This is a genomic window from Nitrospira sp., assembly GCA_029194535.1.
Taxonomy (GTDB): Bacteria; Nitrospirota; Nitrospiria; order Nitrospirales; family Nitrospiraceae; genus Nitrospira_C.
Genome location: JARFXR010000001.1, coordinates 836,360 through 860,681, shown reverse-complemented (window position 1 = coordinate 860,681; position 24,322 = coordinate 836,360). Strand labels below are relative to the sequence as shown.

General features: G+C 54.5%; 13 protein-coding genes and 1 pseudogene. 3 read left to right on the top strand and 11 right to left on the bottom strand.

From position 1 onward, the window contains the following. Positions 1-239: 239 nt before the first annotated feature. From P0111_03935 to cysC, 3 genes are all read left to right on the top strand, one after another. Positions 240-1,232: a ketopantoate reductase C-terminal domain-containing protein gene (locus P0111_03935; protein MDF0643154.1), complete on the top strand. Its 993-nt coding sequence runs from the start codon at positions 240-242 to the stop codon at positions 1,230-1,232. Continuing rightward, a complete protein-coding gene (locus P0111_03930) occupies positions 1,229-2,233 on the top strand; it encodes an NAD-dependent epimerase/dehydratase family protein (protein ID MDF0643153.1) in 1,005 nt (334 codons plus the stop codon). Before P0111_03935 ends, P0111_03930 begins: the two co-directional genes overlap by 4 nt. A gap of 220 nt (positions 2,234-2,453) precedes the next feature. Then, positions 2,454-3,011, top strand: coding sequence for an adenylyl-sulfate kinase (gene cysC, locus P0111_03925; protein MDF0643152.1), 558 nt, complete (start codon positions 2,454-2,456; stop codon positions 3,009-3,011). Positions 3,012-3,025: 14 nt separating this feature from the next. Here the strand turns inward: cysC and P0111_03920 are convergent. From P0111_03920 to P0111_03870, 11 genes and pseudogenes are all read right to left on the bottom strand, one after another. Continuing rightward, positions 3,026-4,151: pseudogene (locus P0111_03920) on the bottom strand (IS3 family transposase). A 393-nt stretch (positions 4,152-4,544) separates the two neighbouring features. Further along, entirely contained in the window at positions 4,545-4,781 is a 237-nt protein-coding gene (locus P0111_03915) for a hypothetical protein (GenBank protein MDF0643151.1), read from the bottom strand. Further along, positions 4,778-5,701 (bottom strand): hypothetical protein, encoded by a 924-nt coding sequence (locus tag P0111_03910; GenBank protein ID MDF0643150.1) that lies wholly within the window; start codon positions 5,699-5,701, stop codon positions 4,778-4,780. Before P0111_03910 ends, P0111_03915 begins: the two co-directional genes overlap by 4 nt. Positions 5,702-5,705: 4 nt before the next feature. Then, complete coding sequence (locus P0111_03905) at positions 5,706-8,609, bottom strand: hypothetical protein (GenBank protein ID MDF0643149.1); 2,904 nt, start codon at positions 8,607-8,609, stop codon at positions 5,706-5,708. After that, on the bottom strand, positions 8,602-9,294 hold the full coding sequence (locus P0111_03900) for a hypothetical protein (GenBank protein ID MDF0643148.1): 693 nt from the start codon (positions 9,292-9,294) through the stop codon (positions 8,602-8,604). Before P0111_03900 ends, P0111_03905 begins: the two co-directional genes overlap by 8 nt. Positions 9,295-9,314: 20 nt before the next feature. Next, positions 9,315-10,454: an ImmA/IrrE family metallo-endopeptidase gene (locus tag P0111_03895; protein MDF0643147.1), complete on the bottom strand. Its 1,140-nt coding sequence runs from the start codon at positions 10,452-10,454 to the stop codon at positions 9,315-9,317. 75 nt (positions 10,455-10,529) lie between these two features. Further along, the gene (locus P0111_03890) at positions 10,530-11,249 is read right to left on the bottom strand and encodes a HEPN domain-containing protein (protein ID MDF0643146.1); all 720 of its coding nucleotides are present in this window, start codon (positions 11,247-11,249) and stop codon (positions 10,530-10,532) included. 28 nt (positions 11,250-11,277) lie between these two features. Beyond that, complete coding sequence (locus tag P0111_03885) at positions 11,278-12,339, bottom strand: hypothetical protein (protein MDF0643145.1); 1,062 nt, start codon at positions 12,337-12,339, stop codon at positions 11,278-11,280. 54 nt (positions 12,340-12,393) lie between these two features. Beyond that, the gene (locus P0111_03880; protein ID MDF0643144.1) at positions 12,394-15,951 is read right to left on the bottom strand and encodes a hypothetical protein; all 3,558 of its coding nucleotides are present in this window, start codon (positions 15,949-15,951) and stop codon (positions 12,394-12,396) included. Positions 15,952-16,227: 276 nt separating this feature from the next. Beyond that, positions 16,228-19,101 (bottom strand): helicase-related protein, encoded by a 2,874-nt coding sequence (locus P0111_03875; GenBank protein ID MDF0643143.1) that lies wholly within the window; start codon positions 19,099-19,101, stop codon positions 16,228-16,230. Continuing rightward, positions 19,098-24,206: a DEAD/DEAH box helicase gene (locus P0111_03870; GenBank protein ID MDF0643142.1), complete on the bottom strand. Its 5,109-nt coding sequence runs from the start codon at positions 24,204-24,206 to the stop codon at positions 19,098-19,100. Before P0111_03870 ends, P0111_03875 begins: the two co-directional genes overlap by 4 nt. Positions 24,207-24,322 lie beyond the last annotated feature (116 nt).

The following is a 24,322-nucleotide window of genomic DNA, read 5'->3' as shown; positions in this document are numbered from 1 at the left end:
CGCCGTCAGCCTCCCTTGCCGGATGGGCGAAACCACGAATCTCCCAGCCCTTCAAGCTGGTGACCTTGGCAAGGTCGCGTTTCATGCGACCACAGACGCGAGGTCGCCGGCAGCGAGGCGAGGGCGGCGGGGCAGGCCCACCACATAAGCCAAGCGATTGATTTTTTGCTCAACGGAACCTATTATCCCTTTCCGCTTTCTGCGGGCAAGCGATAAAGAGGCCTTATAGTCAGAGGGAAATGGCCAATCAGCTTTCGAACGCAGTCTTCGTGGTGGGAGCTGGCGGCATCGGATGCGCCCTGGGCTACGCGTTGCGCGCGGGCGGGATCGATGCGATCTTTGTCGAGGCCGACCCAGCCAAAGTGCACTGGGGGCGCTCTCATGGCGTGGGTCTTGATGGACATCCCTTGCTTCCGGCAAAGTTCGTCCATTTTGCGGAGTGGCAGCCGCCGCAAGAGGGCATTATCCTTCTTTGTACGAAATGCTATGACAACAAGGCGGTGCTGAATCGACTGCCCCCGACAGTGACCGTCATTCCAGTTCAGAACGGCTTTGATCCCGACCTGATCGAGCACAGTCATATCGAAGGCATTGCCTCGTTCGTCTCCGAGTGTTTTCCTCAAAAAACGCACACGCGAATCACCCGAGGGGGGAGTCTGCATATTGGGCACACTGCCTTGAGCGAACACCGCCGCGAATCTACCTCTGTGGAATCGCTGATCGAAGTACTGCGGCGACACGGCCGCTTTCGGGTCCGGAAGGTCGCAGAGATCCTGCCCTACAAGTATGCAAAATTGATGTATAACTCCGCCATCAGCCCGCTCGCGGCGGCTGCGGGACTTGATAACAGCCAGCTGCTGATCAATCGCAGGGCGCGGCAGCTGTTCTTCGCCATGTTGCGCGAGAATTACCGGATCCTCAAAGATGCCCAGGTGCCTTTGGGTAAGGTCGGACCATTTCACCCTGACGCAGTCGACCGTATCCTGCGATTCCGACCGCTCGCCTGGATGCTCGCATGGCCGTTTTCCGTGAGCTTGCGCAACACGTATTGTTCCATGTCAGGAGACGTTCCCAAAGGTCGCACCGAGATCGACAACTATAACGGACATCTTCTGCACCTGGCGGGCGATCGTCCCTGTCCCCTCAATCGTCGCGCCTACGCGCTGCTCAAACGCATGGAAAAAGAATCTCTCCAACCGGCTCTGCAGAGGCTGGACGAGCTGATCCTATGAAGCCACGCAGGGTTCTAGTCACGGGCGGCGCGGGATTCATCGGCTCGCATCTGGTGGGGCAGCTCGTCGCTGCGAGTCATGCGGTGCGTGTGCTAGAGAAGCCGGGAGTTTCGGTCTCGCACTTGCCGCAAGACCGGATCGAGATCGTCTTCGCCGACATCCGCGATGGAGCAGCCGTGGCGCGGGCAACCGGCGACTGTGATGTTGTGCTGCACTTGGCGGCCAATCCCAACCTGTGGGCGCGCAACCCGGATGACTTCGAGCAAGTCAACCACCAAGGGACGCGCCATGTGCTCGAAGCCGCCCAGAACGCCGGCGCACGCCGCATCGTCCACGTCTCCACAGAATCAATTCTCGCGGCGGCGCGTGGTCAGGAAGTGATCACGGAAGAAACCCGAACCTCACTGTGCGACATGATCGGGCTGTACTGTCGCAGCAAGTGGCTCGCCGAACAGGCTGCCCAGGAAGCCGTGGAAGCCGGACAACCGGTGGTGATCGTTCGGCCCACCATCGCTGTTGGTCCCGGCGACGTTAACCAGGGGCCACCATCCCGTTTGATCTGTGATTTTTGCAACGGCCGGATCAAAGGCTATCTGGACGGCGGTCTCAATCTCATCGACGTTCGCGACGCCGCCGCCGGAATCTGGGCTGCTGCCGAGCACGGCGAGATTGGACGTCGCTATCTGCTGGCCGCTGAAGACTGGAGCATCCTTGACATCTTGCGTTTGTTGGCCAAGCTGACCGGTCGACCCGTGCCCCGATGGCGAATTCCCTACGCGCTTGCCCTCGCCTTTGCTCATCTCGAAGAACGGGTTTGCAGCCACTTCACCGGAGCTATACCCATGGCAACGGTCACGGGGGTTCGACTGACGCAGAGGCACTTTCGCTTCGACGGACGTCAGTCGGCGCTGGAATTGAGACTGAAACCGATGCGCGACTGCTCCGTCGCTGTGGCAGAAGCCCTGGGCTGGTTTCGGGCTGCCGGTTTGATCGCGCCATAGGCCCGCGGCCGGCTGTCGAGTCCGGTGGAGTCCAAGGCGGTCCAGCGACCCCTGTGCCCGATCGTGCCGAAGCCGGACCATCCGTGGCGGAAACGGCTGTTGCCGGAACGGGACTCACACGAGGCGGCGGCCGGAACATAAGACGGACATTTAGGCTTGACCATCCTAGAACAAACTTGAGATAGCAAGATGGGAAACTTCGACTGGAAAGGACAATAAGCTGATGGATCAAGGAGTGACTATATGGATTACGGGTTTGTCAGGAGCGGGTAAGACGACGATTGCACGGTTGGTTGAGGCGGAGCTCCGCGCATTGGGCCAAAAGGTGGAGGTTCTGGATGGCGATATTGTCCGAACAAATTTGTGTAAAGATCTGGGTTTCTCAAAAGAAGATCGTGAGCGAAACATTGAACGCATTGGTTTTGTGTGTCAATTGTTATCGCGAAATGGAATAGTTTCTATTGTTGCGGCAATTTCCCCTTACCGCGCAGCTCGTGAGAAAGTACGAGAGAAGATCGGTCATTTCATTGAGGTGTACTGCAAGTGTTCCCTGGAAGTGCTCATTTGTAGGGATACGAAAGGCCTCTATCGAAAGGCCTTGGACGGAAAAGTTTTGAACTTCACAGGCATCTCAGATCCTTATGAAGAACCGTTGTCCCCGGAAGTCGTCTTAGAGACTGATATGGACACTCCTGAGCGTTGTGTGGAGAAGGTTTTAGAGAAGGTGGAACAGGCAGGATACTTGTCGCTTTATCGGAATGGTTTGAGAGCATCTTGACCTTCCCCCGTTTATTACACCAGAGCTGAGGAAGTTGCCTCCTGTGTCAGCTGGGCCCCGTTTTGATAGTGAGTAATGAACTTCTGGGGTGTCACATCCCCAATCGCGCTGTGCGTCCGCTCCTCGTTGTATTCCCGCCGCCACGCTTCGATCACGAGCTGCGCTTCCTGCAGGGTCAGAAACCAGTGCTCGTTGAGGCATTCATCCCGAAACTTGCCGTTGAAGCTCTCGATAAAGGCATTCTGCACGGGCTTTCCAGGCTGAATGAAGTGGAGATGGACCCCATGCTGAGCCGCCCACGCATCCAGCGCCGTCCCGGCGAATTCGGGCCCGTTATCCAGGATCAGGGTCTCTGGCAATGGGCGAGTGAGAATCAGCCGATCGAGAATTCTACACACCCGCGCCCCGCCAAGGGAGACAGCGACTTCAATCACCGAGGCTTCTTGCGAACAGGGATGCGTCATCGTCAAACACTTGTACCGTCGCCCCGTCACCAAACGGTCATGTGCAAAATCCATCGCGTAATAGAGTCCGGGCCGGGTTGGCCCCGGGAGGGCGACGCGAGGGACCGCGGCCGCCTTTCTCCGGCGTCGCCGGCGGAGGGAGAGCTGCTCCTCTCGATAATAGAGGCGCTCTACCTTCTTATGATTCACCGGCTACCCTTTCCGTCGCAACCAGACATAAATCCGCGGACAGCCATAGCGGCGCTTGCGCTCGGCCATCTCGCGGATCCGCGTCCGCAGGGCGGCATCGTTCGGGCGTCGGCTGCGATACCGGAGCGTGTTCCGATCGAGTGCCAGGACGCGGCACACCCGCCGCTGACTGAGCCCAAAGCACGCCGTGACCCACTGTGCGCTCGCTTCGCCTTGGGCCCTACCAGTTTTTTGCGTTAATGGCTTTCAGCGCTTGGATGTCCAGCGCTTGGTCCGCCACCATCTGCTTGAGCCGTCAGTTTTCGTCTTCCAGTTGGCGGAGTTTCTTCACGTCGCTGACCTCGAGGCCGGCATATTTCGCCCGCCACTTATAAAAGGTGGCGTCCGAGATGCCGTGCTTGCGGCAGAGCTCTTGGACCCCGATGCCCGCGTGGGCATCCTTGAGCACTGCGATAATCTGTTCCTCCGTGTGCCGTTTGCGCGTCATGGCCCCCTTCTGTGGGCCCATCTCAGCACAGCCGAACTGCCTTGCCAATGGTCTAGTTTTCGGGGGGAAGGTCAATCAGGCGATGGGACCGCCGGTCGTTTGAGCAATGCGCTGGTGCGAGGCCAGGCGTACAGACCTCGTCGAACCCGCTGAATCCGACCCTCACGCACCAACCGCGAGAGCGCTTGATCTACAGCAGCCCGAGACCCTAATTCGGTGAGGTCCCTCACGGAAACGACCGCCCCAGCCGATGATTCAAGCCTGGCTAACAACTTACGGGCAATGGGGTGAGAGACTTTCATGGCGGATTAATGTCAGAAAAAGCGATCGTTTTTTCTGACAATAGGCTGCTCACCTATTTAATTGCAATAGAGGCTGCGCAAGCCACCACACTCAGGATTGACGCGCAGAGCCGCGCTCGACTGCAGAATGTCGAGCCTTTCTCTTGTCGTCCAGGCTGAGATGATGATCGTTGATGCGCTCACCTGTGAAGACCTTGAACCAGGGGGCGCTTTCTACGTCAGTCTCGCGATCCTTGTTCCCTTGATGTTGATAGAGGCCGAGCGGGTCGATCGTGCGTTCGGCGCTGACAGTGGTGGCTTTGGCTGAGAGGAGAGGAATAAACATCATTTGGCACTCTGCATTATTCTGCGAAGTGCGTCGTTGATCTGGACGCAACGGGACAGTTCACGGAAAAACTCTTCGCCAAGGCTGTCCAAACGCTTGATCCGTTCCAAGCTAGCTTCGCGGCGTTCCTTATGCGTTTTACTCTGATCGCTCAAGATCGCCCAGTACCCTTGCAGCAGAGCATAGGCCTCTTTCAATGCGGGCTGGAATGACTTAAATAGGGCGGCGTCAGGCTCACAAATGGCAGCGAGGCGGACGACGAACTCGTCATAAGAGGTAATCCCTCTACAGGCATCACGAATCTCAGACAGAAGATCAAAACTCCCATCTCGTGCCGGCCCCAGGTCGTACCAGGGCCTTTTCTGACTAGCACGTTGCTGCAGGATGGATGCTGCAACTAGAAAACCTGCCAAGGACAATTCCCAGGTTTTAAAGGCCTGCTGATTTGTGAATTTCAGTAGTCCGTAATCACGGAGTACGTGAGCAGCAAACCGAGTGTTTGTGAAACAGCGAGTTACACCTGTCTTAGTCTTTTTGAAGTCGAGAAATGTTAGTTCACCACGCATCTGCTCTACGAACAGCCTGATGATGTCGAGAACCTGATACCGCTCCTTATGATTTAGCAACAAAAACAAAAGAAGAGGCGCCTGCAGTTGGATCGGACTTGTCCCTGAACCTACATTTTGGAATAGCGGTGGAGCGGAGATAATCAGTTGGTTGTCCCAGATGCTTACTGTCGATTGCATGTACTCTTCAAAGCTGATTTCATCGTTGTCACCACCACGTTCAAACTTCAATTGTTCCGATACGAAGCACAGAAATTGGATTTTGTGATCAAGGCCCTCAGTGCCAGACAAGCCCTCAAGTCTCACCAATCGTTCCACTAGATTTTCTAAAAGTTCACGTTCACTTTGTTTGAACATAAATCTACAGTCCGGCGTGGTTCTGACCAGAGTGCTTAAATAACAGGCTGAGGAATTCCCGGTTTCCTCGAGCAGCCAACCAGTTAATAAGTTCAGTAGCTGCCTCCCTGACATGTTGATCAGATGAAGCCACACCAGCAGAGAGTATTTCACGTACGTGCTCTTGTTCACCAAGCAAAAGCCAACCTTCCTTATCTCCCTCAATGAGAAGCCGCAAACATTCGATTACCTTGCCCGGCATGGCCTCACGGATCGAAACCAACCGTTCAATGACTAAGTGATCCGGTTCCGCCTTGCCTGTACGCTTGAGAACATCCAGGAGCTGAGAAATGGACCAGTCGAGGTCCAGGTGACCTGAAGCGAACCATCCTCCAAACTCTGAAAGTTCCCTGGCGTGGTGCTTTGATTTGCCAGTCGTTGTTATCTGCGTATAGCGCCAAATCCAGAAGGCTTTAAGCCTGTCAATTGCCTCTATGGGCAATTCGTTATTATCGCGCAAACATCGGCCAAGGAAATCCATCGCGTGAGCAGACAATTCTGGCGAGGCCTTCTCATAAAATCGCGCCATCAATCCCTGGTGTTCTTCTATAGACAGCTCTCCCCACCAATACAGTGCCATGAGGTGCTCGGCCAGACGCTCATCTCGATCAGCTGAAAGTTGCTGTTCTGGGAGATCCGCACCTATTCGCTCAACCGCAGCTCTATACTCATCCTTTAGCAGCTGATAGAGCTTCTTGTACGGGTTAGTGAAACCTATAAAAGCGTCCCACGCAGCTAAATGGAGTCGGAATCCAACGGCATCTGGAGGGAAGATGGTCTTTATATTCGACGCAACCCATGAAGGATCGAGCCAATGCAGATTGGATAGCGATTGTCCGTAAATGGAACGGATCGCTGCTGATGGATCATTTGCAGGATCGAGGTGATAGTCTAGAACCTGCCTGACCTCCGGCATTGCTTGGAAGCTGTGATTGTTCGGTAACGCTTCCCCAGCGGATTTATCGAGGCACTCTTGAACCCAGACTGCATAACGGATTAGCGCATGCAGTGCATTACCACGCGTGGTATTGATAGGTAACGTCGTCGGTTCCCATTTATTACCCTCATTCTCGGCTTCATCCTCTGGGGTGGGATCTGGATCTTTTGTCAATGGCTCCAGTATCCCCCAAAGTATTTCCCGAAGGTTGAACTGTGGCATTAGGGTATCGTGGTTAAATCCAGACGAGAGTAGCCGCGCAATCGATTTCCGCGTCCATCCCCAATCTGGATCAGCATCCCGGTCTGAAATGACTCGCCCGGGTAGGCTAATCGGCTGCTCTATAACCCAGCCACAGAGATCGAGAACGGGCTGCCAGAGAAAGGAGCGATTGTGACCAAGCGCCTGAACAAAGCCATCAAGGATTGAACGAACGTAGGTAGGATCCAGCCCACGGAACTCCAATGCCGATTCTGCATACCGACTTGGCTCTTCGCTTATCAGCGTCGTAAGCGTTCGCCCTAAACCTTCCGGGGTTGGAGCAAAGCCACGCCAATCTTTTCCTGGCCTCCAAGTATCCAGGAAACTTCTCAATGCGGTTACCGATAATGACTGAAGTTCCTGTTTGTCTTTTGGACTAGTTGGCCCCCTCCAGGTTACTGTGTACGAAGAAAATTCAGGATGTTCCGGTTCCCCAACCTCTCGGAGAAGGGCCTGGTAATAATCTTGCCATGTTTGATTGAGGTCCTTGTGAATTAAGGCAAGTTTCTTTAGCTGCCAAGTCTTCTTGTAGTTCTGCTCTTGCTCCGGAGAGGGTCGCTCTCCCTTTTCCTTTTCCCACCACGAGCTTCGCTCCTCGATGTCCGTAGGGCCTGCTTCAATCCATCCCAAAATCATGTTCTGTGCTTCGATGCCAATCCTAGTCCACATGGCCTGAAGAAGGAGTCGATACTCATGAACTGCTTCCTCAAACTGGTCGTAATCGGTAAGGCGGGCCGTGATCACATCAAGAACTGCATCTGGGTGCTGCCGCATCAGATGTAGTGCCAGGCGGTGAAACACTTTCCATGGCCGGGCTTCTAGGATGCTAATCACCTCCCCCACACATTGAGGGTGTAACACGGCTACTTGCTGCCCCGAATCGCGCACAGCGGTGACCAAGAGCTCTTTTACTCCATGATGGACATTCTGCTCATGATCCTCGATAGCTCGCCTCCAGATATACGAATAGTCTTCAGGCCCGGTGTCGTCTTTTGAATAACGAGAGAAGGCTATTGCCTGCTCAAGAAGATCGCATAACCAAGTAAATGATTCCTTCCAGGAAGCAGCTATTAAATCTGGAATATTCCGCGTGAGAATGCGCTGATACTCCCACTCTTCAAACTGGGATCGAGGTGTGGGAGATAGTCGATACTTCTTCTCTTCCTCAGTACCCGCCTCTTCTGATTTAGGGTCTGGCAACACCACAATAAGCCATTTTGCAAGTTGCAAGGCCGCAGGAAATTGCCCTCCCTTGGCAAGATGAGAAACCAACTGGCCCATTTTTTCCGGCAGGAGAAGTTGAATGGGCGATTGAAACCACCGCTCAGCGAGCGGGACAAACTTAGCGGCGAGGGGGGGTGGCAATTTGAAAGCGATCTCAGCCAGATCCTCCCACACTCGAACATTACTGGTATCAGAGATCCGCAAGGCTACGTGCGCCACTTCATTCGGTGACAATTCAGCCATCCGAACGAGATACCGGGAGGCAGGCCATATCGGGAACCGGATATACTGCTCGTCACGTATCGGCGGATAGGGATTGTCAAAAAACCCCTCCTGAAACAGCGGCATAATCCAAGCAGGAGAGATCAAGTTATCGAAAAAGTAGTCGAAATCTGCACTTCGCTTTATTGCTGCTTTAGCTTTCTGCACTGCTTCCTGGTTAACCATTGGCTTCACCTTCACCAATGATAGTGTCCAGCCTTGAAAAATCGTCAAACGTTCTTGGAATTAATCGATCGATTAGATACCCCTCAAAACCCTCGACCCACTTTAGGAACTCTTCGAGGTTTTCCATGATTTGATGATGCGACACCAGTTCAAAATGGTCGCGGTAACTATCCCATTCTTTAACGTGTAAGCTCTCTATCGTTTCTGGAAGCAGTTTCTTTAATGGGTCGAGTCCCCTTACCACAATAGCTGCCTGCTGCTTTCTTGTGGGCCGACTGGACGCGAGCCAGGTAAAAAACGCTTCCGCCTCGTCCAAGAACCTCCGAAGAGATGTATCAATGGTATCGGAGCGCGGATTAGCATTTAAGCCTGACGACTCGCTCTTCGCCTTGCTCCACGCTTTCTCTAGCGGCCTAATCTTGTCCATCATACTTGGCGGTTTAGCTGGAAGGGGGATGTCGAGAATGCGCGGGAGTTTCTCGAGCAACTCTCTTAGACTATGCGCGGTTTGGGCAATACGGTCTGGATTTGATGTAACTTCTAAAACCCAAAGGGCGCCGAGGTACATGGAAGCCAATTGAGGATCCTTCTTCCCTAAAGCCTGAAACAATGCTCTCTGGCGCCCTGTCAGGACCGGTTCATCCGGCAACCCGTCGGTCTTCGATCTGTCAGCGATAGCCGTCACGCATTTCACCCATAATACAATCAGTCCAGCTCGACAACTTCTGTACTGTCGGTATAAAGGCCCGCCGCTGATTGTGGGGTCTTTCTCTTCGAGCTTCTTTTTGTTTTCGGGATAGCAACAGCAGCGGCTTGTTCGGCCTTCGCCCGGTCGTGGTTGAGGGCGAGGAGTCGGCGGAGGACTTCTTTGCGGGCGGTGGGGCTGATTGTGTAGCGGACGCGGTCGTTTTCGGGGAGGGTTTCGACTTCATAGAAGTCGTGGTCGAGCTTGAGGTCTTGCCAGCCGATGGTTGAACGAAGCGCCCCGGTTGTCATTTCTCGGCACCTGAATTTCTCATCGGTTTCTCGAACCGTGTGTCCGGTGAGCCCAAGTAAGGTCTCGATTTGGCCGGCGGCATGCATCACGTGGTACAGATCGATGTCATCGATCGTCGTATGTTGCGAGACATAATCCGAGAGGTATTGCTCTGACTTGCAGGATACGCCGTTTCGAGCACACACGAGGTACGCTAGTGATTCGGCCTCGAGTTCGCGCTGGCTATGGCTCATTCGGGGTCGATCTGACACACCAAGCGCTTTGTCGGGGCCAAGATGGCCAAGAAAGAGGTGGCCTAGCTCATGCGCTAAAGTAGCAAATTTTATCGGAGGATCGTGATTGCGATTGATCTGGATTCGATAATGTGAGTGCTCACTTGGAGTACGCCCGCGGGATACCACTCGGATCAATCCTGCGTTGCGGTCCCCGGCGTCTACGGGAAGCCACTCAATCCTCTTCCTCCACAGGATGGATGGATAAGATTCAATCTGTTCCTTGGATATCGAACCCCGCGCAAAGAAAGACGCAATACCCGGAGGGATATCTTTTCCTTCCGTATCTTGTATGTCGTACACAAGAGCGACGGGGCCAAAGGGCCAGAGGATCAAGAGTGGACGTGCGCCTTCTCTTGGCCAACGATCAAACCGAGTCTTCCAGTCATGAGCGGACGCCGCGTAGCTCAGCCCAGGCTTCTGTAATTGAAGAAGCATGGCGTTGAACGGAGCGAAGTTTCTGAGCTTGACCACGAAGTCGAGGAGGTTCTTGTAGGCTTGACTGTGCTTGTACAGGTGAGAGTCAATCAGCAGCTGATCCAGCAACGATCTGGCCGCATTTGCTTCATCTGTCACATTGCCACCGTGATGCTTTCTTTAGAGCCTCAACCACCCAGAGTTACAGATCTTCCTTGCGCGTATACTCAATCCTCACCGTGGCGGGGTGTGAAGTGGCGTCCGGATCCCCGGGTACGGGACATCCGGCCATGGCCGCCCTCTTCCATGCTCAATGAGGAGCGTCACGAGAAGAGGCAACAGCTCCTCCAAAATAAGAATCCCTGGGACAAGCGCATCTTTGTTTCTTCGTGTGTCGGCCGATGCACTGCCATGCACGATCTGATTACGGAGAGCGATGAGGCGATTGAATAGCAGCTCAAGCGCTTGGCCTGCTTGGTGATTTCGAAATGCCCGTTCAAGACCCTCGGACTGATGTTTAATGGCGCCCGCGAGCGCATCCGTCTTACCTTCCCAATATTCCACATAGAGGAATTGGTTCTCCACCAGGTGTCTGATACGGCCTTGAACATGCCGCTTGCCGATCCACCTCTTGAGTTCAGCGCCCGCTCTGTTAATCTGCGCCAGTGAGTGCACAAATTCCTGGAAGTCTTTGTAGTCTTTTCCTTTGGTTTCGCTTCCTATTCCGTAATATCGTTGACCATATAAGGCATTGAGCGCGATCCAGAGATCGACATAACGTGGTGGTCGATCTTCATGGGACACCGCGGCTGCGCGATTCATCCAGGAGAGGGCTCTTCGAATGCGATCGCTGAGCGACTGCTGTCCTTTTGTCGGGGTGCGAGGAAAGGCGGCCAAGTAGAGTACTGTCAGATCGGAAACTGTCCCAGCAAAGGAGTCCTGTCTAGGCGGCATACCTCTTCCCTGCAAGTCAGATTGTCGTCTACTTCATCCCCTCAGAGGTTGTGACATCTGCATACCTGAGCGTGACATCCACACGGGAAAACCGCCCATTATCCTCTCTTGGCCGAAGCCACGATGGCTTCTCCCTTCCATGCACCGCTTTCCAAACGAGGCTGATGGTCTCGCATGTCAAATCAACGGTCTTTTGAACAGCAGCGAGGCTGACATCGTGGAATCGTTCCTCTTTGATGTACCCCCACTGCGTGGGATTCGGCCCCGGCTCACAATGCACGAATGAATCCCGACGCTGCTTGCATTCGTTAAACAGAGGTCCGATGGGCGAACTCGATTCGTCGAGCGCGGTTTGGTTCCCGCTAATGAGAGGCGTTATCGCAAGCAGTCGTTTTCGTAGTGACAGCCTCTTATCGTTCAGTGTGTCTCGCACCTTGTCGACCAGCGCTGATTCGTCGTGCTGACGTTCCATCAACCACGCAGTTGCCAGGCCACTGACAAAAGATTCGAGTAAATTAAAACATGCTAAAATCACGCTCCTGCCCAGCGACTGACTAGACTCTGAAGTATGAAATTGTTGCTGACGCTCAGCCTCATCCATAATCGCGCACGCATCAAGAAAGAGGTTATAAAGCAGAGCCAAGTCTGAAGCGAGATGATACTCGGGATGACGAATGGCTGAGCCGTGAAACCCTTGAAGCAATACCTCTGCATAGGGCGGACAATCTATAGCTCGCCGGTGCATCAATGGTCCAATCGCTGCTTCTACCTCATAGACCCTGCCGAGACTATAGATCTGCCTACCCGACTTGTGCCACGCATCAAACTGTTCTGAAAGCCACCGTATAACTGAAGACAGAGATGCTTTTCTCCAATGCAGCAGAATGTTTTTGGCTATTTGACCGAAATCCTTTTCCAAATCGTCAATGTGCAACTTGAGCCGTTTGTTATTCCAAGAAGCATAATTTGGGATGGTTAGCTCCGCCGCTCCTAGCCGATCGCCCGCGCCGAATAGTGCTGCTCCGACTAACCACGCCTTCTTTAGCCTCAGAGCTTTTTGTGCCAGGGCTGTATGTCTATCTACCTTCATATCCTATGAATCGTGGTGGTAAGCTTGGAACCTCCACTAAGTCGGGCCATTTTGTCAGGCACTGCTTTCGCCCTCTGGCACAGTCAAATCGTCTCCCTGATACAACGTTGAGTTGCCACGGTTCTTGGATTTTCGACCTTTTCGAGATGTGCTTTTCGGCGATGCCGCTACCTGAGACGTCTGAGCCTCTGCTTCCATCTTCGCGCGGGCGTGGTTGAGAGCGAGGAGGCGGCGGAGGACTTCTTTGCGGGCGGTGGGGCTGATTGTGTAGCGGACGCGGTCGTTTTCGGGGAGGGTTTCGACTTCATAGAAGTCGTGGTCGAGCTTGAGGTCTTGCCAGCCGTAGGCGTCGCGGACGGCGTCGTCGAGCTTTTGATGCAATTGGCGCAGCTTGAGAAGACCACGATAACCTGCCTCCGCCTCTTCAGCGGACTTCTTACTGACCTTGCCAACTACCTCAGGTGTGAGATCACGGGTGTGGAAGAGATTGTAAATATCGGTCAAGCCCAACCAGAGCTGGCGCATGAGGACACGGCGGTGCTCGTGGTAGCGCTCGCCGATATCTGCCAGCTCCGGATTCGCCGTCCGCCACAAGCCTTCGGGGAAGGGAAAAGTCTCGAAGCAGTCGGAAGGCGAATAGCGAAGCCTCGTTTCAAGCGCACCACTATATTTGCGCGCCCAGACTTCGTGGAGGGTAGATTGGACCACCGAGAAAATGTCCCAACGGCTTGTCACGAAGACATAGAGGGCATGAGAGAAAACATAGGTAGTCGGGGTAGCAGAGAAGTTGAGATGCTTAGTCGTTGCCGCAGCAACAAAACATTGGTCAAGAGACCGGAGAGCTCTGTTCAGCCCCGGACGATGCTCGGCATAGATCCACCATATGTCACGGTTACGTTTTCGCTTTTGCCTAGCCCGAAAGGGGTTGACCTTCTCCTCTATTATGCGAAAAGGCTCCGCATATTCCTGAGCTCTATCAATTCCCCAATCGAAGAAGTTGATAATGGATCTCCCGGGCGCCTGTATAGGACTATTATTTACCTCTTCGCCGTTAATCGTGCGAAAGATCACATCCCTATTACGTGAATAAGCCTGGGTCAGTCGATCAGCTTCCTCATGTGACAGTAAGAAGCCATCACCGAGAAAGATGGACCCCTGAAAAACTCGGTCCTCATTCTCAGAAAGTGGCATCGGCTCGCCTATGTCGAGGCTATCCTCGAAGTAAGCGCTGATGACTGAAACTTCTTTTCCGTCGAGCACTCTCTTACCGTGCCAGTCGCCCTTGTGGATCGCCACCAAAGACACTACAAGATTGGCCCGCCCCGGCCATTTAGTACCGCGGATAGCGAAGTTGATCCCACCGTTACTCGCCAGTATTTGTTCGAGTCCGTCTTTCCGGATATCGCCGTCTTTAATCGAATTGGTTGTGATAAATGCCGTAAGCCCGCCTGACCGTAAGAGGCTGAAGATTCGCCGCACGAAATACACTACCAATTCGCTCAAACCAGCCGGCGAATATTGCCATTTGACGTACTGGCAAAAGGGATGGCCGTAAGTGCCACTGAGAGCTTGGCCGCCAAGATAAGGCGGGTTGCCCAGTATGCAATCAAACCCTCCACGCTCAATGATCTCTGGAAATTCCAAGAACCAATGAAAGAATCGTTTCTGTATCGATGTCACCCAGGCCGCTGCCGTCGCTTGGCCCTGTGGATGGCGCTGGCCTGACCAGTACAGGCGAAACTCTGCGTCTGATATCAGTTTAGAATGATTCTGCTGTGTTTTCGGAAGATAGAACTGGGCGATCGGAATGCAGGCGATCTGATTCAGCAGCCAGGCATCTTGGCTCTTGGTAAAGTCCTTATACCGTTGTTTCTTGGCCGCAATCTGGTTAGGCGTCGCCTCGGGCAGTACTGACAGTTCTCGCCAGCGCTCTAGAATTTGGTCGAGTTGTCTCTGAATCTCCGGCGCGAGATTCAACGGAGTTTGGTCTTGGGCCTTTCGTTCAGCTTTATTTTGCTTTCGGAATTCGGCCGCGACTTTCTTGTCGTCCCCAGGCATAGTGGCGAAGGCCTCGTCAGGGACTCCCTTATCCAACTCCTCTCGCCTCACATACCCAACGATGGCGTTCCCGCACTTGATGTGATGATCGAGAAAGTTCAGTGGCTGGCCGGGATTATGGGCTTCGAGCCAGAAGGCCACCTTGCACAGTTCGACCGCCAGAGGGTTATAGTCCACGCCGTAGATGCACTCGCGGATGACATCCCGGACAGCCGTGCGAAACGCGCCAGGTGACGGCTGCTCTTCGCCTGTTCGGACAATCGCTAGTTCTGTGGCGATCCGTCGGGCCGCAGCGAGCAAGATATGGCCGGAGCCGCAGGCGATATCGGCCACGCGCAATGAGAGCAGCGCCTTTTCCTTATCCGTCTCCTTGAGCTTCTCTGCGATGAGATAATCGAGCGAATGTTTGAGGAGCGGTTGGACCAATTCGTCCGGAGTGTAATGAGATCCCGTAGCAGCTCGTTCCTCTCCCTTTGAAAAGGTAAATTCAGCTTGGTTGCCGGTGGTGTGAAAGACCGGCTCGTATTCCAGCAATCCCTCATAGACCGACCCAAACTCCTCAACATTCAGGGCCGCATAGTTGACCCGGATGACCTGTTTGGTATCGGGATGCTGATAGAGGCCCAGGGACCTTAGGCAGCCAAGCAGCACCTCGTTCGTCAACATGCATCGGTTCAGTGGCCCGATGGCATCAGCCCCAAACAAATCTCCCGCTAACGGCGCCAGACCGAGCTTACTTCCCGGCCCATCGGCCTCAAATAGTCGGAAGGTGGCGAGGAGGCTCAACCACAGATCATGGTGCCGGTGATCCGCGAGATACCGCTTCTCAGACAGTCGTCGGAGCCGTTGCAGGCTGTAGTATCGGTCGTACACCTGTCGCTTTGCGCTCGGCACTGAAGCAGGATAGACCAGATCACGCTCCTCAATAACCAAGAGGAACAGGAGCCGGTAGATCAGGCGGAGCAGGTACTGATAGTAGGCATCCGGCTTGATCTCGCTGGTATTGACCGCTTGTCGCAACGTCTCATTGTTGGGATGCGTGAGAAATCCGTTGGCGAACGACAGGATGGCCTGTTCAACGGCCTTGCTGAGCCCATCTCGAATGCGGGCCCCTGATTCGAGTGAGTCTTGATGGTAGCGCTCGATCAGGCTCTCGGCCGTCGCGTCAGGTGACGCGGGCAACCGAGAGACGTGGAGCAGCCGGTAGAGGACGGCAAAATCGGCAAACAAACCATCGGTGAAGATCCGATCCAGATCAAACTCCAGATAGGTGAGCTTGACAAGACGGGAGCTATCACGCAGAAGCCTGAGCAGGCGTCCATTGGTGACTCCCCCATAGACCTGGTCACTCAGATTCAGGTATTCCTGCACCAATGCGTGGGCCGACATTCGCACCGTGGTCCGATCCGGTTTCTTGTCCAGCCCGGCAGCTTCGCGGTATCCGATGATATGGAGCGCGGTCTGTCCGCGATTGACGACCCTGTGAGAGATGGGATAGTTCTTGCCGTTTAGTTCTACCCCCCTCGCCTGATACTCAAGCTGATAGCCGAGCAACCCGAGAAGGGGCACGATCCAGAGATTGCGAGTCTCTGTGGTGGCGGGGGAATCGGCTTTCAGGGTTTCGAGCTTGCGTTGGAAGATCCGCCAATAGTCCTGCGCGTCGGCCCAGGCCCGGGCGATCTCGTCCTTCACCTTGACCGACCCGTCGAATGCAAAATCGCTGGGACGCTGTCCGGCGATGTCGTCGAGCCGATCAAGGAGGTCTGGTGAAAGGATCGCTCCTTCGATGCGGATGCTGGGATAGTTCATGGAGCCTGCATATCCCCTCGATTAGGCCGATGCTCCGTCGGGCAAGAGGATGTACATGCCGAGGAGATCCATGGGCAGGACCGGATACACGACCTGAAACCGCTGGGCATCCATGAGCGAGCTGAACCGCTCGTGAGCCTGCACCAGTTTCTTCGACTGCTGTTCTGCGACCGTAGAAAAGTCCGCCTGCAGCGTCTCCAGCAACTTCAATTCATTTTCGAGAAAACCCGCCCGAGCCTGGACCGTGAGTTCCGATGTGGCCCTCGCCGCGGCGAGTAGCGCTTTGGCCTGGCCATGGTCGAGGAATTCCTTTTGCTGCGGTGTTCCGCGCCAGCCCCAGAGGAGCATCTCTTCCGCGACGATTTGATGCCGGCCTTTCTGTTGCTCGATCACGTTCCGACAGCGGAACAGCAAGAGCGTCGTTTTCGTCTCAACCTGGTTCGTTCGGATGACGGCCGCCCGCGCCGCCCGTTTATCCATTCGCGACAACGTGTTGCCCATCACCAACTGGCACAATTGCTCGACAAAGCGGTTGTTGCGGCCTAGGTAGCGATAGCCTTCCGGGGTCGGCGACTCGAAACTTACTTTGACCGGATCGCCGGTGGGCAACGCTTCCCGAAGCTGAGGCGGCATGTTCCCCATCACAATGCGGTAACCCTTCGCATCCTTGATCACCTGCACGCCTAGGAGATTGTCCAACGTAGCGGTCACGAATTCCTCGACTGCTTTGGGATCCCCGATCGCTTCGTCCACCTCTCGCAGGTCCGTTTCGATCTCTTCGGCCTTGATGGCGTTTTGTGCAAAGATGCTGCGGGAGACCTTTTCGCGCTCAGCAGCTTCGTCGACCTTGCGGGTCACCTGTGCTTTTGACTTGGCGGCTTCGTCGAACTCGTCGAAACTGAACTCAATCTGATTCTTATCGCGGTGGCGGGCAATCTTCCGGTCCGGATTGAGCAGGAGGGCTTGGGTGATCGTATCAATGATACTTTGCGAATCCTCCGGGAAGGGGACGTTGATACCGGTTGCGCGCTTGATCTCTCGGACCTTTCTCAGCAACACATCCAATACGATGCCATCGATGGGATTATCTGCCCCGTACAGTAGACAGGCTTTTACTTCCTTTGCCGTCTGGCCGAATCGATCGACGCGTCCTTCTCGCTGTTCCAGCCGATTGGGGTTCCAGGGCAAATCGTAGTGCAGGACCCCGGTAAAATGTTGCTGGAGGTTGATCCCCTCGCTCAGGCAGTCTGTGGCAATCAGCACACGAAGGCTGGATTTGCCCATCTCTTCGATTCGTTGCTTGCGCAGATCGTCCGGTAGTTCACTGGTGATGACTTGCAGATCGAGCTTGGGGAATTTCGCCTTCACCGCAGGGGCCAGTTTCTCCCCCACATAGTCCGCCGTCTTAATGTAGCGGCAGAAGACGACCGGGCTGATCCCCTTTCCCAGCCATTCGCCTAGAATGAGTTCTGCCGACGCGAGCTTCTGGTCATCTTTCAAATTCGAGAGCCCGCTAAGCTGGTCTGAAAAGGCGCGCAGTTGTTGCCGCTGAGTGGCGGTCCACTCATTGTGCTCCACGACTTGTTGCGGGGTGCTGTCTCCATCAGACCCAAATTCCGTGTCGCGGACTGGGTTCTCCCCGGAGGCGTAATCGAGAAGACTGACTGTCTTAGCCTCGTCTCCTGCTCCAGGTCCAAGATCGTCGAGACGGGTATTCAGCATTTCGATGCCGGCGGCCGGGCTCGACATGACCCCGCGGAGGAGAGCCAGTGCCGTCCAATATTGCACTCGACGCTTTCCATCTTTGTCCTCATCAGGCGAGACCAGCTTCTTGGCAAAGTCGAGGATCTGCTCAAAGAACCGACTGTATCCCCGAGAGAGATCGTAGGGCCATTCGAACGCTTCCCGCTTCGGAAACGGCGTGTTCTCGCCCATCCATCTCTCAACGTCGGCCCGCTTCCGCTGGACAAAATATTTCGCGAGATCTCGCCGTTGTGTCTGGGTCGAAGCGGGAAGATCGATCTCTTCGAATTCAGGCTTCAAGAGGCCGAGGAGCGAATGAAACTCCTCCGGTTTTCCACTGTGGGGGGTCGCCGTGAGCAGAATCAGTTGTTGCTTCGGCTTTCTGGCGATCCGACTGACGAGATGGTAGCGCTGTTGCTGACTTGCCGAAGCGCCGGCAGGTCGTGCGCAGGTGTGGGCTTCATCGACGATGACAAGTTCAGGGCATTGTTCGATGAACACATCCCGTCTGGTGTCTGACTTGATAAAGTCGATGCTGATGACCTGGTAGGGGTAATAGTCATAGACGCTCATGTCGCCTTGGATCTGCCGGTCCAGTCGTGCCTGCGTGTTCGAACGGATAATCACCGCTTCGAGATCCAGCTTGTCGCGGATTTCGGCCTGCCATTGGTCGCACAGGTGCGGTAAGCAGACGACGGCAAAGCGTGTGATCTTCCGACGTTCGAGGAGTTCCTTTACCACCACGAGCGCTTCGACTGTCTTCCCGACACCCACGTCATCGGCCACCATCAGCCGCACTGATTCCTGCCGGAGGGCCATGATGAGGGGAACCATCTGATACGAACGTGGTCGGAAGGAGAGCTTGGCCAGGGAGCGAAATGGGCCAGCTCCGTTGCGGAAGGCCAGGCGAGCGGAGTCATACAGCAACCGCGCGGTGCTGATATCCCCGAGATCTTCCTTGGCCGGTGGGCGGAACGTGGCATCCGCTGGTCGGTCGCTTTCGACGCCCAAGGGCAAATAAATTCCTGCAATCTCCTCTTCGGATCCCCCGAGCGGTTTCACGACCAGGAGATCGGGGTCTTCCGATGGGAGGACGATCCAGGTGCGTCCACGGAGCGTAATCAATTTTCCCGGTTGAAACGCGACTGTCATCGTACTTTCTTGAAGATATCCGGACGAGCGGCCACCTTCTCAGCCAAATTGTCCTTGTAGTAGTAGACCCAGACTTCATCACCCTTCGCGATAATCGCCTGGCGCTGTTCTTCATCCCTGGCTTTCACATCCGGTTCATCATGGGGAGTCCCGTCGCAGAAGATCCAGATACGCGGCTCATAGTAGAAATCCGGCTGAACATAGATCCCGTCGACTCGCCTCTGGGCCGCGTCGGGCAACCGGAGCCCGTTCGTATACAGATGCTCCAGGAACTTCCGTTCGGTTGTTGAGCTCGGGTCGAACGCCCGGAGGAGTGCCTGGTAGTGGTCTTCATAGTTCCTATAGTTCAGATTGGCCTGAATCTCGATGGTGCAGATCAGGAGCTTGTGCAGCGCATCCTTGATGAGATGCCGGTCGATGATCTTGTGGTCACGCTGGTTGTAGTAGCTGAGCAGATCGCTATAGGACGCGGGCCCCTTATACGCGGGATCATGATACCGGCAGAGGGCAATCGCTTCACGGATCACCCTATGGAAAACGTTCACATCTTCCACAAATTGCGACAGGATTCCGAGACTGCCTTCCGATGCTTCGTAGAGGAGAATATTCGGAGCATCAGGATCACCAACCGTGACGACACCCACTTCCCGCGATTCGACCTGGAAGACCGATTCGATCGCGCGCTTGAGCGCATGCTGCAGGGTAATGACCCCTTCTGCCTTGAGGCCCAGTGGCTGGATCGGTTCAATATGCAAGGCATCGGCGAGATTGGAGGTCCAGAGCTTGACCGACTTGAAGTTTTCATTGGTATTGCTGTTGTTGGCCGGTATCGAGCTCCGCCAGTCTCCAGATACGAGGCCGATCGGAAATCCATCCGAAGTCTGGGAACGCCATTTGTAATTCACATGAACGAGCCGGGCCGCCGGGATGTATCGGAGGTTCAGTAAATTGGTCTCGCTCGATTGCGCGACGGCTTTCTTGACCCGTTCGAGATGTCCTGCATCGACCGAAAAATAGGTTTCGATCTCATAGCCTCTGGATAGCCGCTCCTCTTCTTCACATGAGATTCGGTCGATTTCTTCTGCGCGGGACTCAGTCATCTCTAGGAGATGATGCAGGTGGGTCTTGTTGGCATTATCCCCAAGATTGAGACCCGAGAATGGACAAATCTCCAAATCTTTTTGATCCATCGTGAGAAAATACCCGGCCTTGGTACTGAGCTTCGCTTCGGTCAGCGCCGATTCTGCATCCTGCACCACGAGCTGACACACTCGATACTTGCGGCCGTTGTGATAGATGATGTTCTGGGGCCCGAACTCCCTGAGCGCGATTGGGCGCGGACGAGACACAAATTCGCCTGACGAATCGCTGGTCGGCAGGAAGACGCGCAGGGGCAACCGAGTGAAATTGTAGCCGGGGAGAAATCCCTCCGAGGCCAAATAGCGATAGGGGTAGAACTCGGAGAGTTCGGACGCTTTCCCGGAAAGATCATTCCGAAGAAGGTCTAACTGGCGCGTGGCCTGATCGAGATTGCGTTTGTATTTGCGGTACTCCTCACTGGCGATGGTCAGCGTCCCGCTTTCGAGTTTTTGGGTCGCACGCGTGAGTATGGTCCGAGCCGAACGATAGAGCGCGCGCCATCGATCCAGCGACTTGTCGAGATGGTCTGCTATCTTTGCGAGGTTTTGCTCTATCCACTGGTCCGTGTACCAGGTCGTCTCCTTCAGAGGTCCTTCTAACTCTCCAATCGCTCGCTTAAAGCCATTCTTGAGACGGTCGAATGTGGCCGGTGAAACGGTCAGACCAGCCCGGACACCGGGCGACAATGGCATCCTGTCATTATCATCTGTGACCAGACGCATCAGAGAGGGATTGGTGTCTCCCGTTGAGTCAAGACCGGGCAATCCGATTTCGGATACCACCAAGGCATTCAGGTGTGACTCCAGAAGTTCCCGATTACATAGGTCGAGGCGTGGTGCCAGGACCTCTCCTGCCACAAGCGCTTCCTGCTCATTGAAATAATGCCGATCGTGCGGCGAGTAGGTGGAGCAATAGGTGAATATCAAGGCGGCCTGCCCACTTCGCCCCGCTCGCCCAGAACGTTGCGCATAATTCGATGGGTTAGGCGGTGCATTGCGCATATGCACGACGTTCAAGTTACGAATATCAATCCCCAGCTCCATCGTGGGGGAACAAAAGAGGGCACTGATCTTCCCCTCTCTGAACAGTCCCTCACGCTCGATTCGAAGATCCGTGCCGAGCTGGCCCGTGTGATCTTCTCCTCGAAGTCGCTTCACCGTGGCAAAATCACGCTGATAGAGCGCCCGGAAGAATTTGTTCGGCTTAGGCGCTTGATCTTTATAGGCCCGCTGCTTAATCACGTCGCTTTTGACCGTGCCGTCGCCTCGCTTCCAGATGATCTTCTCCAATCGGAGACGATAGATAGGGACATCCTCGTTGTTCTCGGATTTGGCGATTTGCGACTTCAGATAATCCGCCTGTTCCAGCTTGCCCATGATCTGAAGAATCGCATCTCGATACTGCTGCCCCTTGAGGGGAATATGGAGCGCCTTCTGCTTCACATAGAGCTTGATGAATTTTCCGAGTGAGCTTGCCGGCCCCATGCTTTTTGAAAAGACCCTGGCGCTTCTGTGAAGCGGATCGAGACGGATTGCGAATGGCTCACGAAGCTGCTCGTTACGATCTAACGTCCACGGTGGGCGCAATAGCTCACGGAACTGCTTTTCGTTTTCCTTGATGCGCGATTGGGTCAGATAATTCTCGCTCTGGATGGCAAACTCCAACCGGAAGAAATCGAGGACCGTCGCCACGAGTTCTTTGCGATCCTCTGTCTTCACGTCGCCCAATAAGGGTGTGTCTTTCCAAAACTCTTCGGTAGCTGCTATTTCATCGAGATCGGCGTACTCGACATTGAGGAGGCCACATTGCTCCAGATTGGGGAGCACAATTCGCCAGCTTCGACGCAGATCTGCAATGGCTCGGTACAACAAATAATCTTGGAAGGACTGTTCATAGTTTCGCCGCACAGGTGCGAGCACCGGCTCCTCATTCTTGTTGGCAAAATCAACAAAAGGTAATCCCAATGCCTTGCGAACAGCTTCACCGATGTTCGCGTAGTTGAGCGATCCGGACGGGGCTTGGACAAGGGCCTTATGGATACCGGCTCGCAGGCGAACGACTTGCACAAAGTCATTGAAATGACCAGCTTGCAACGCGGCGTCTTGGCGATTGTCCGTGAAGCTCAAAAGTTTTTGGTCTTCTGGTCGTATGTCGGCGTCTGCCAGCCGGTTCAGAATTGAAAAGGCGGTGATTGCTGTTGACGTACTTCGGCCCTCGCTTCCGAGCTTGGTGAGCTTCGTCCCTTCATTCGTCTTTGTGTCGTAGAAGACCCCTGCGGTCGGATCAAAGAGCAATGGGGCCTTCATGAACCACCCCTCCCATTTCAGCGGGGTGGTATCAGAGCAATTGCCAAATTCATCAAAATAGATCTTGCTGGGGAAATACGGCTTCTTCTTTGTATCCGGGACGGGCCCCGACTTGGTTAACCGAAGCCAGGATTCCGGCAAGAAGTCGATGTCCTCTGCGGGATCCCATAGGCCTTCTCCCGGAATCACATACCCGTCGTTTCCCTGGTCGTCATCTTCGGAACTTTCGCGGAATTCTCGCGGTTCTAGGCGGTTGCCCGTATGTGATACACAAATGAAGGGATGACCACTCGCACGGCTGAAGACGAGAGGGAATATGGGCTTCTTGTCGTCCTCGTCCTGTTTATAGATGCCTGGCTCCAGCGTGATGAATCGGTTTTCGTCCTGATCCAAGGTCGTATACACAGACCCAGTCTGGGAGATGAATTGGTGCAGCTTGAATGGCAACAACGTATAGATGATCCCAGCATCTCGGAGTCGCTTATTGGCTGCGCTGATCGATTGCAGGAGCTGTTCGAGAAATCGGCGACAGGAGTCCACAGGAACTCCTGATTCCTGAGAAAGCAACACGACAATCTCGGAGATTCGACGTGGCTTCCCCCGCACTAACTCTCCGTCTTGCACATCCAGAGCCATTCGGTTTTCAAGCCAGATGGCTACCGGATTGTCTTTCAGCCCTTGCAGATCGGTTTCGGATGGAAGGATCGCCTGAAGAGCTGCGGCCAATTCTCTTGAGCCTGGTACCGTTCCGTTGAACGAGCAAGACCTATCCAGTGTTTCAATGACAATCTGCTCAGAGGTAAATGGTTTCCCGAAGAGCTTCGTGGCAACTGTTGCCACCTCGGCTCGTTTTGCGGCTGGGGTTCCAGCAGACACCATGGTTGCAGATGTTCCGATGCACACGACTGGCCTGCTGCAGTGGGACCGAATCCGCCGAATGAGGAGAGCCACATCCGATCCCTGGCGGCCGCGATAGGTGTGCAGTTCATCGAAGACTAAGAACCGGAGATTCTGATAGATGCCGTCTCGGATCGAACGCTCCCGCACGCGAGTCAAGAGAAGTTCCAACATCATGTAGTTGGTCAGCAGAATTTGCGGCGGTTCTTCCCGCATCTTTGTGCGGGCGTCTTCCTTCTCTTGGCCCGTGTATTGGCCGAACGAGATGGGAAATTGTTTCCCGGTTGCTTCCTCGAAATTCTTTTGGTAACGCGTGAACTCCTCAAACTGTGAATTGATGAGGGCGTTCATCGGATAGACAACGACTGCCGCGACCCCCTTAGTCCCGGGGGTGGAGAGGATGTAGTTGAAGATTGAGCCAATGTACGTGAGCGATTTACCAGATCCTGTCCCCGATGTAACGACGAAGTCTTTTCCCGCTAAGCCCAGTCGCATCGCGTCAATCTGGTGACGATAGAGCTTGAAGTTGCTGAAGATGTGACGGATATCGGGATGAAGCCCCTCGGTCCCCGCAATATGATCGATGTTGCCGACGATTTCGAAGGAGGGATTGAACTGGAGTAACGGCTCGGGCCAGAGCTTGCCGCGGACTAACTCTGCCTCGACGACTCTTTGTATGTCCGGATCGGAAATCTTGATGAAGCTGCTGATGTAGCTGGCATAGTCAGAAACGATGCTGGAATGGGTTTGGAAGATGTTCATCGACTACTCTAGCCTTCAAGACTTCGGGTCATCTTGGCGGAAAGGAATACCTATGTCTCTTGAAGAAAGCAATCCTTTCGGAAGGGGAGATCTACCGGAAGCGATAGCGAGGCAGC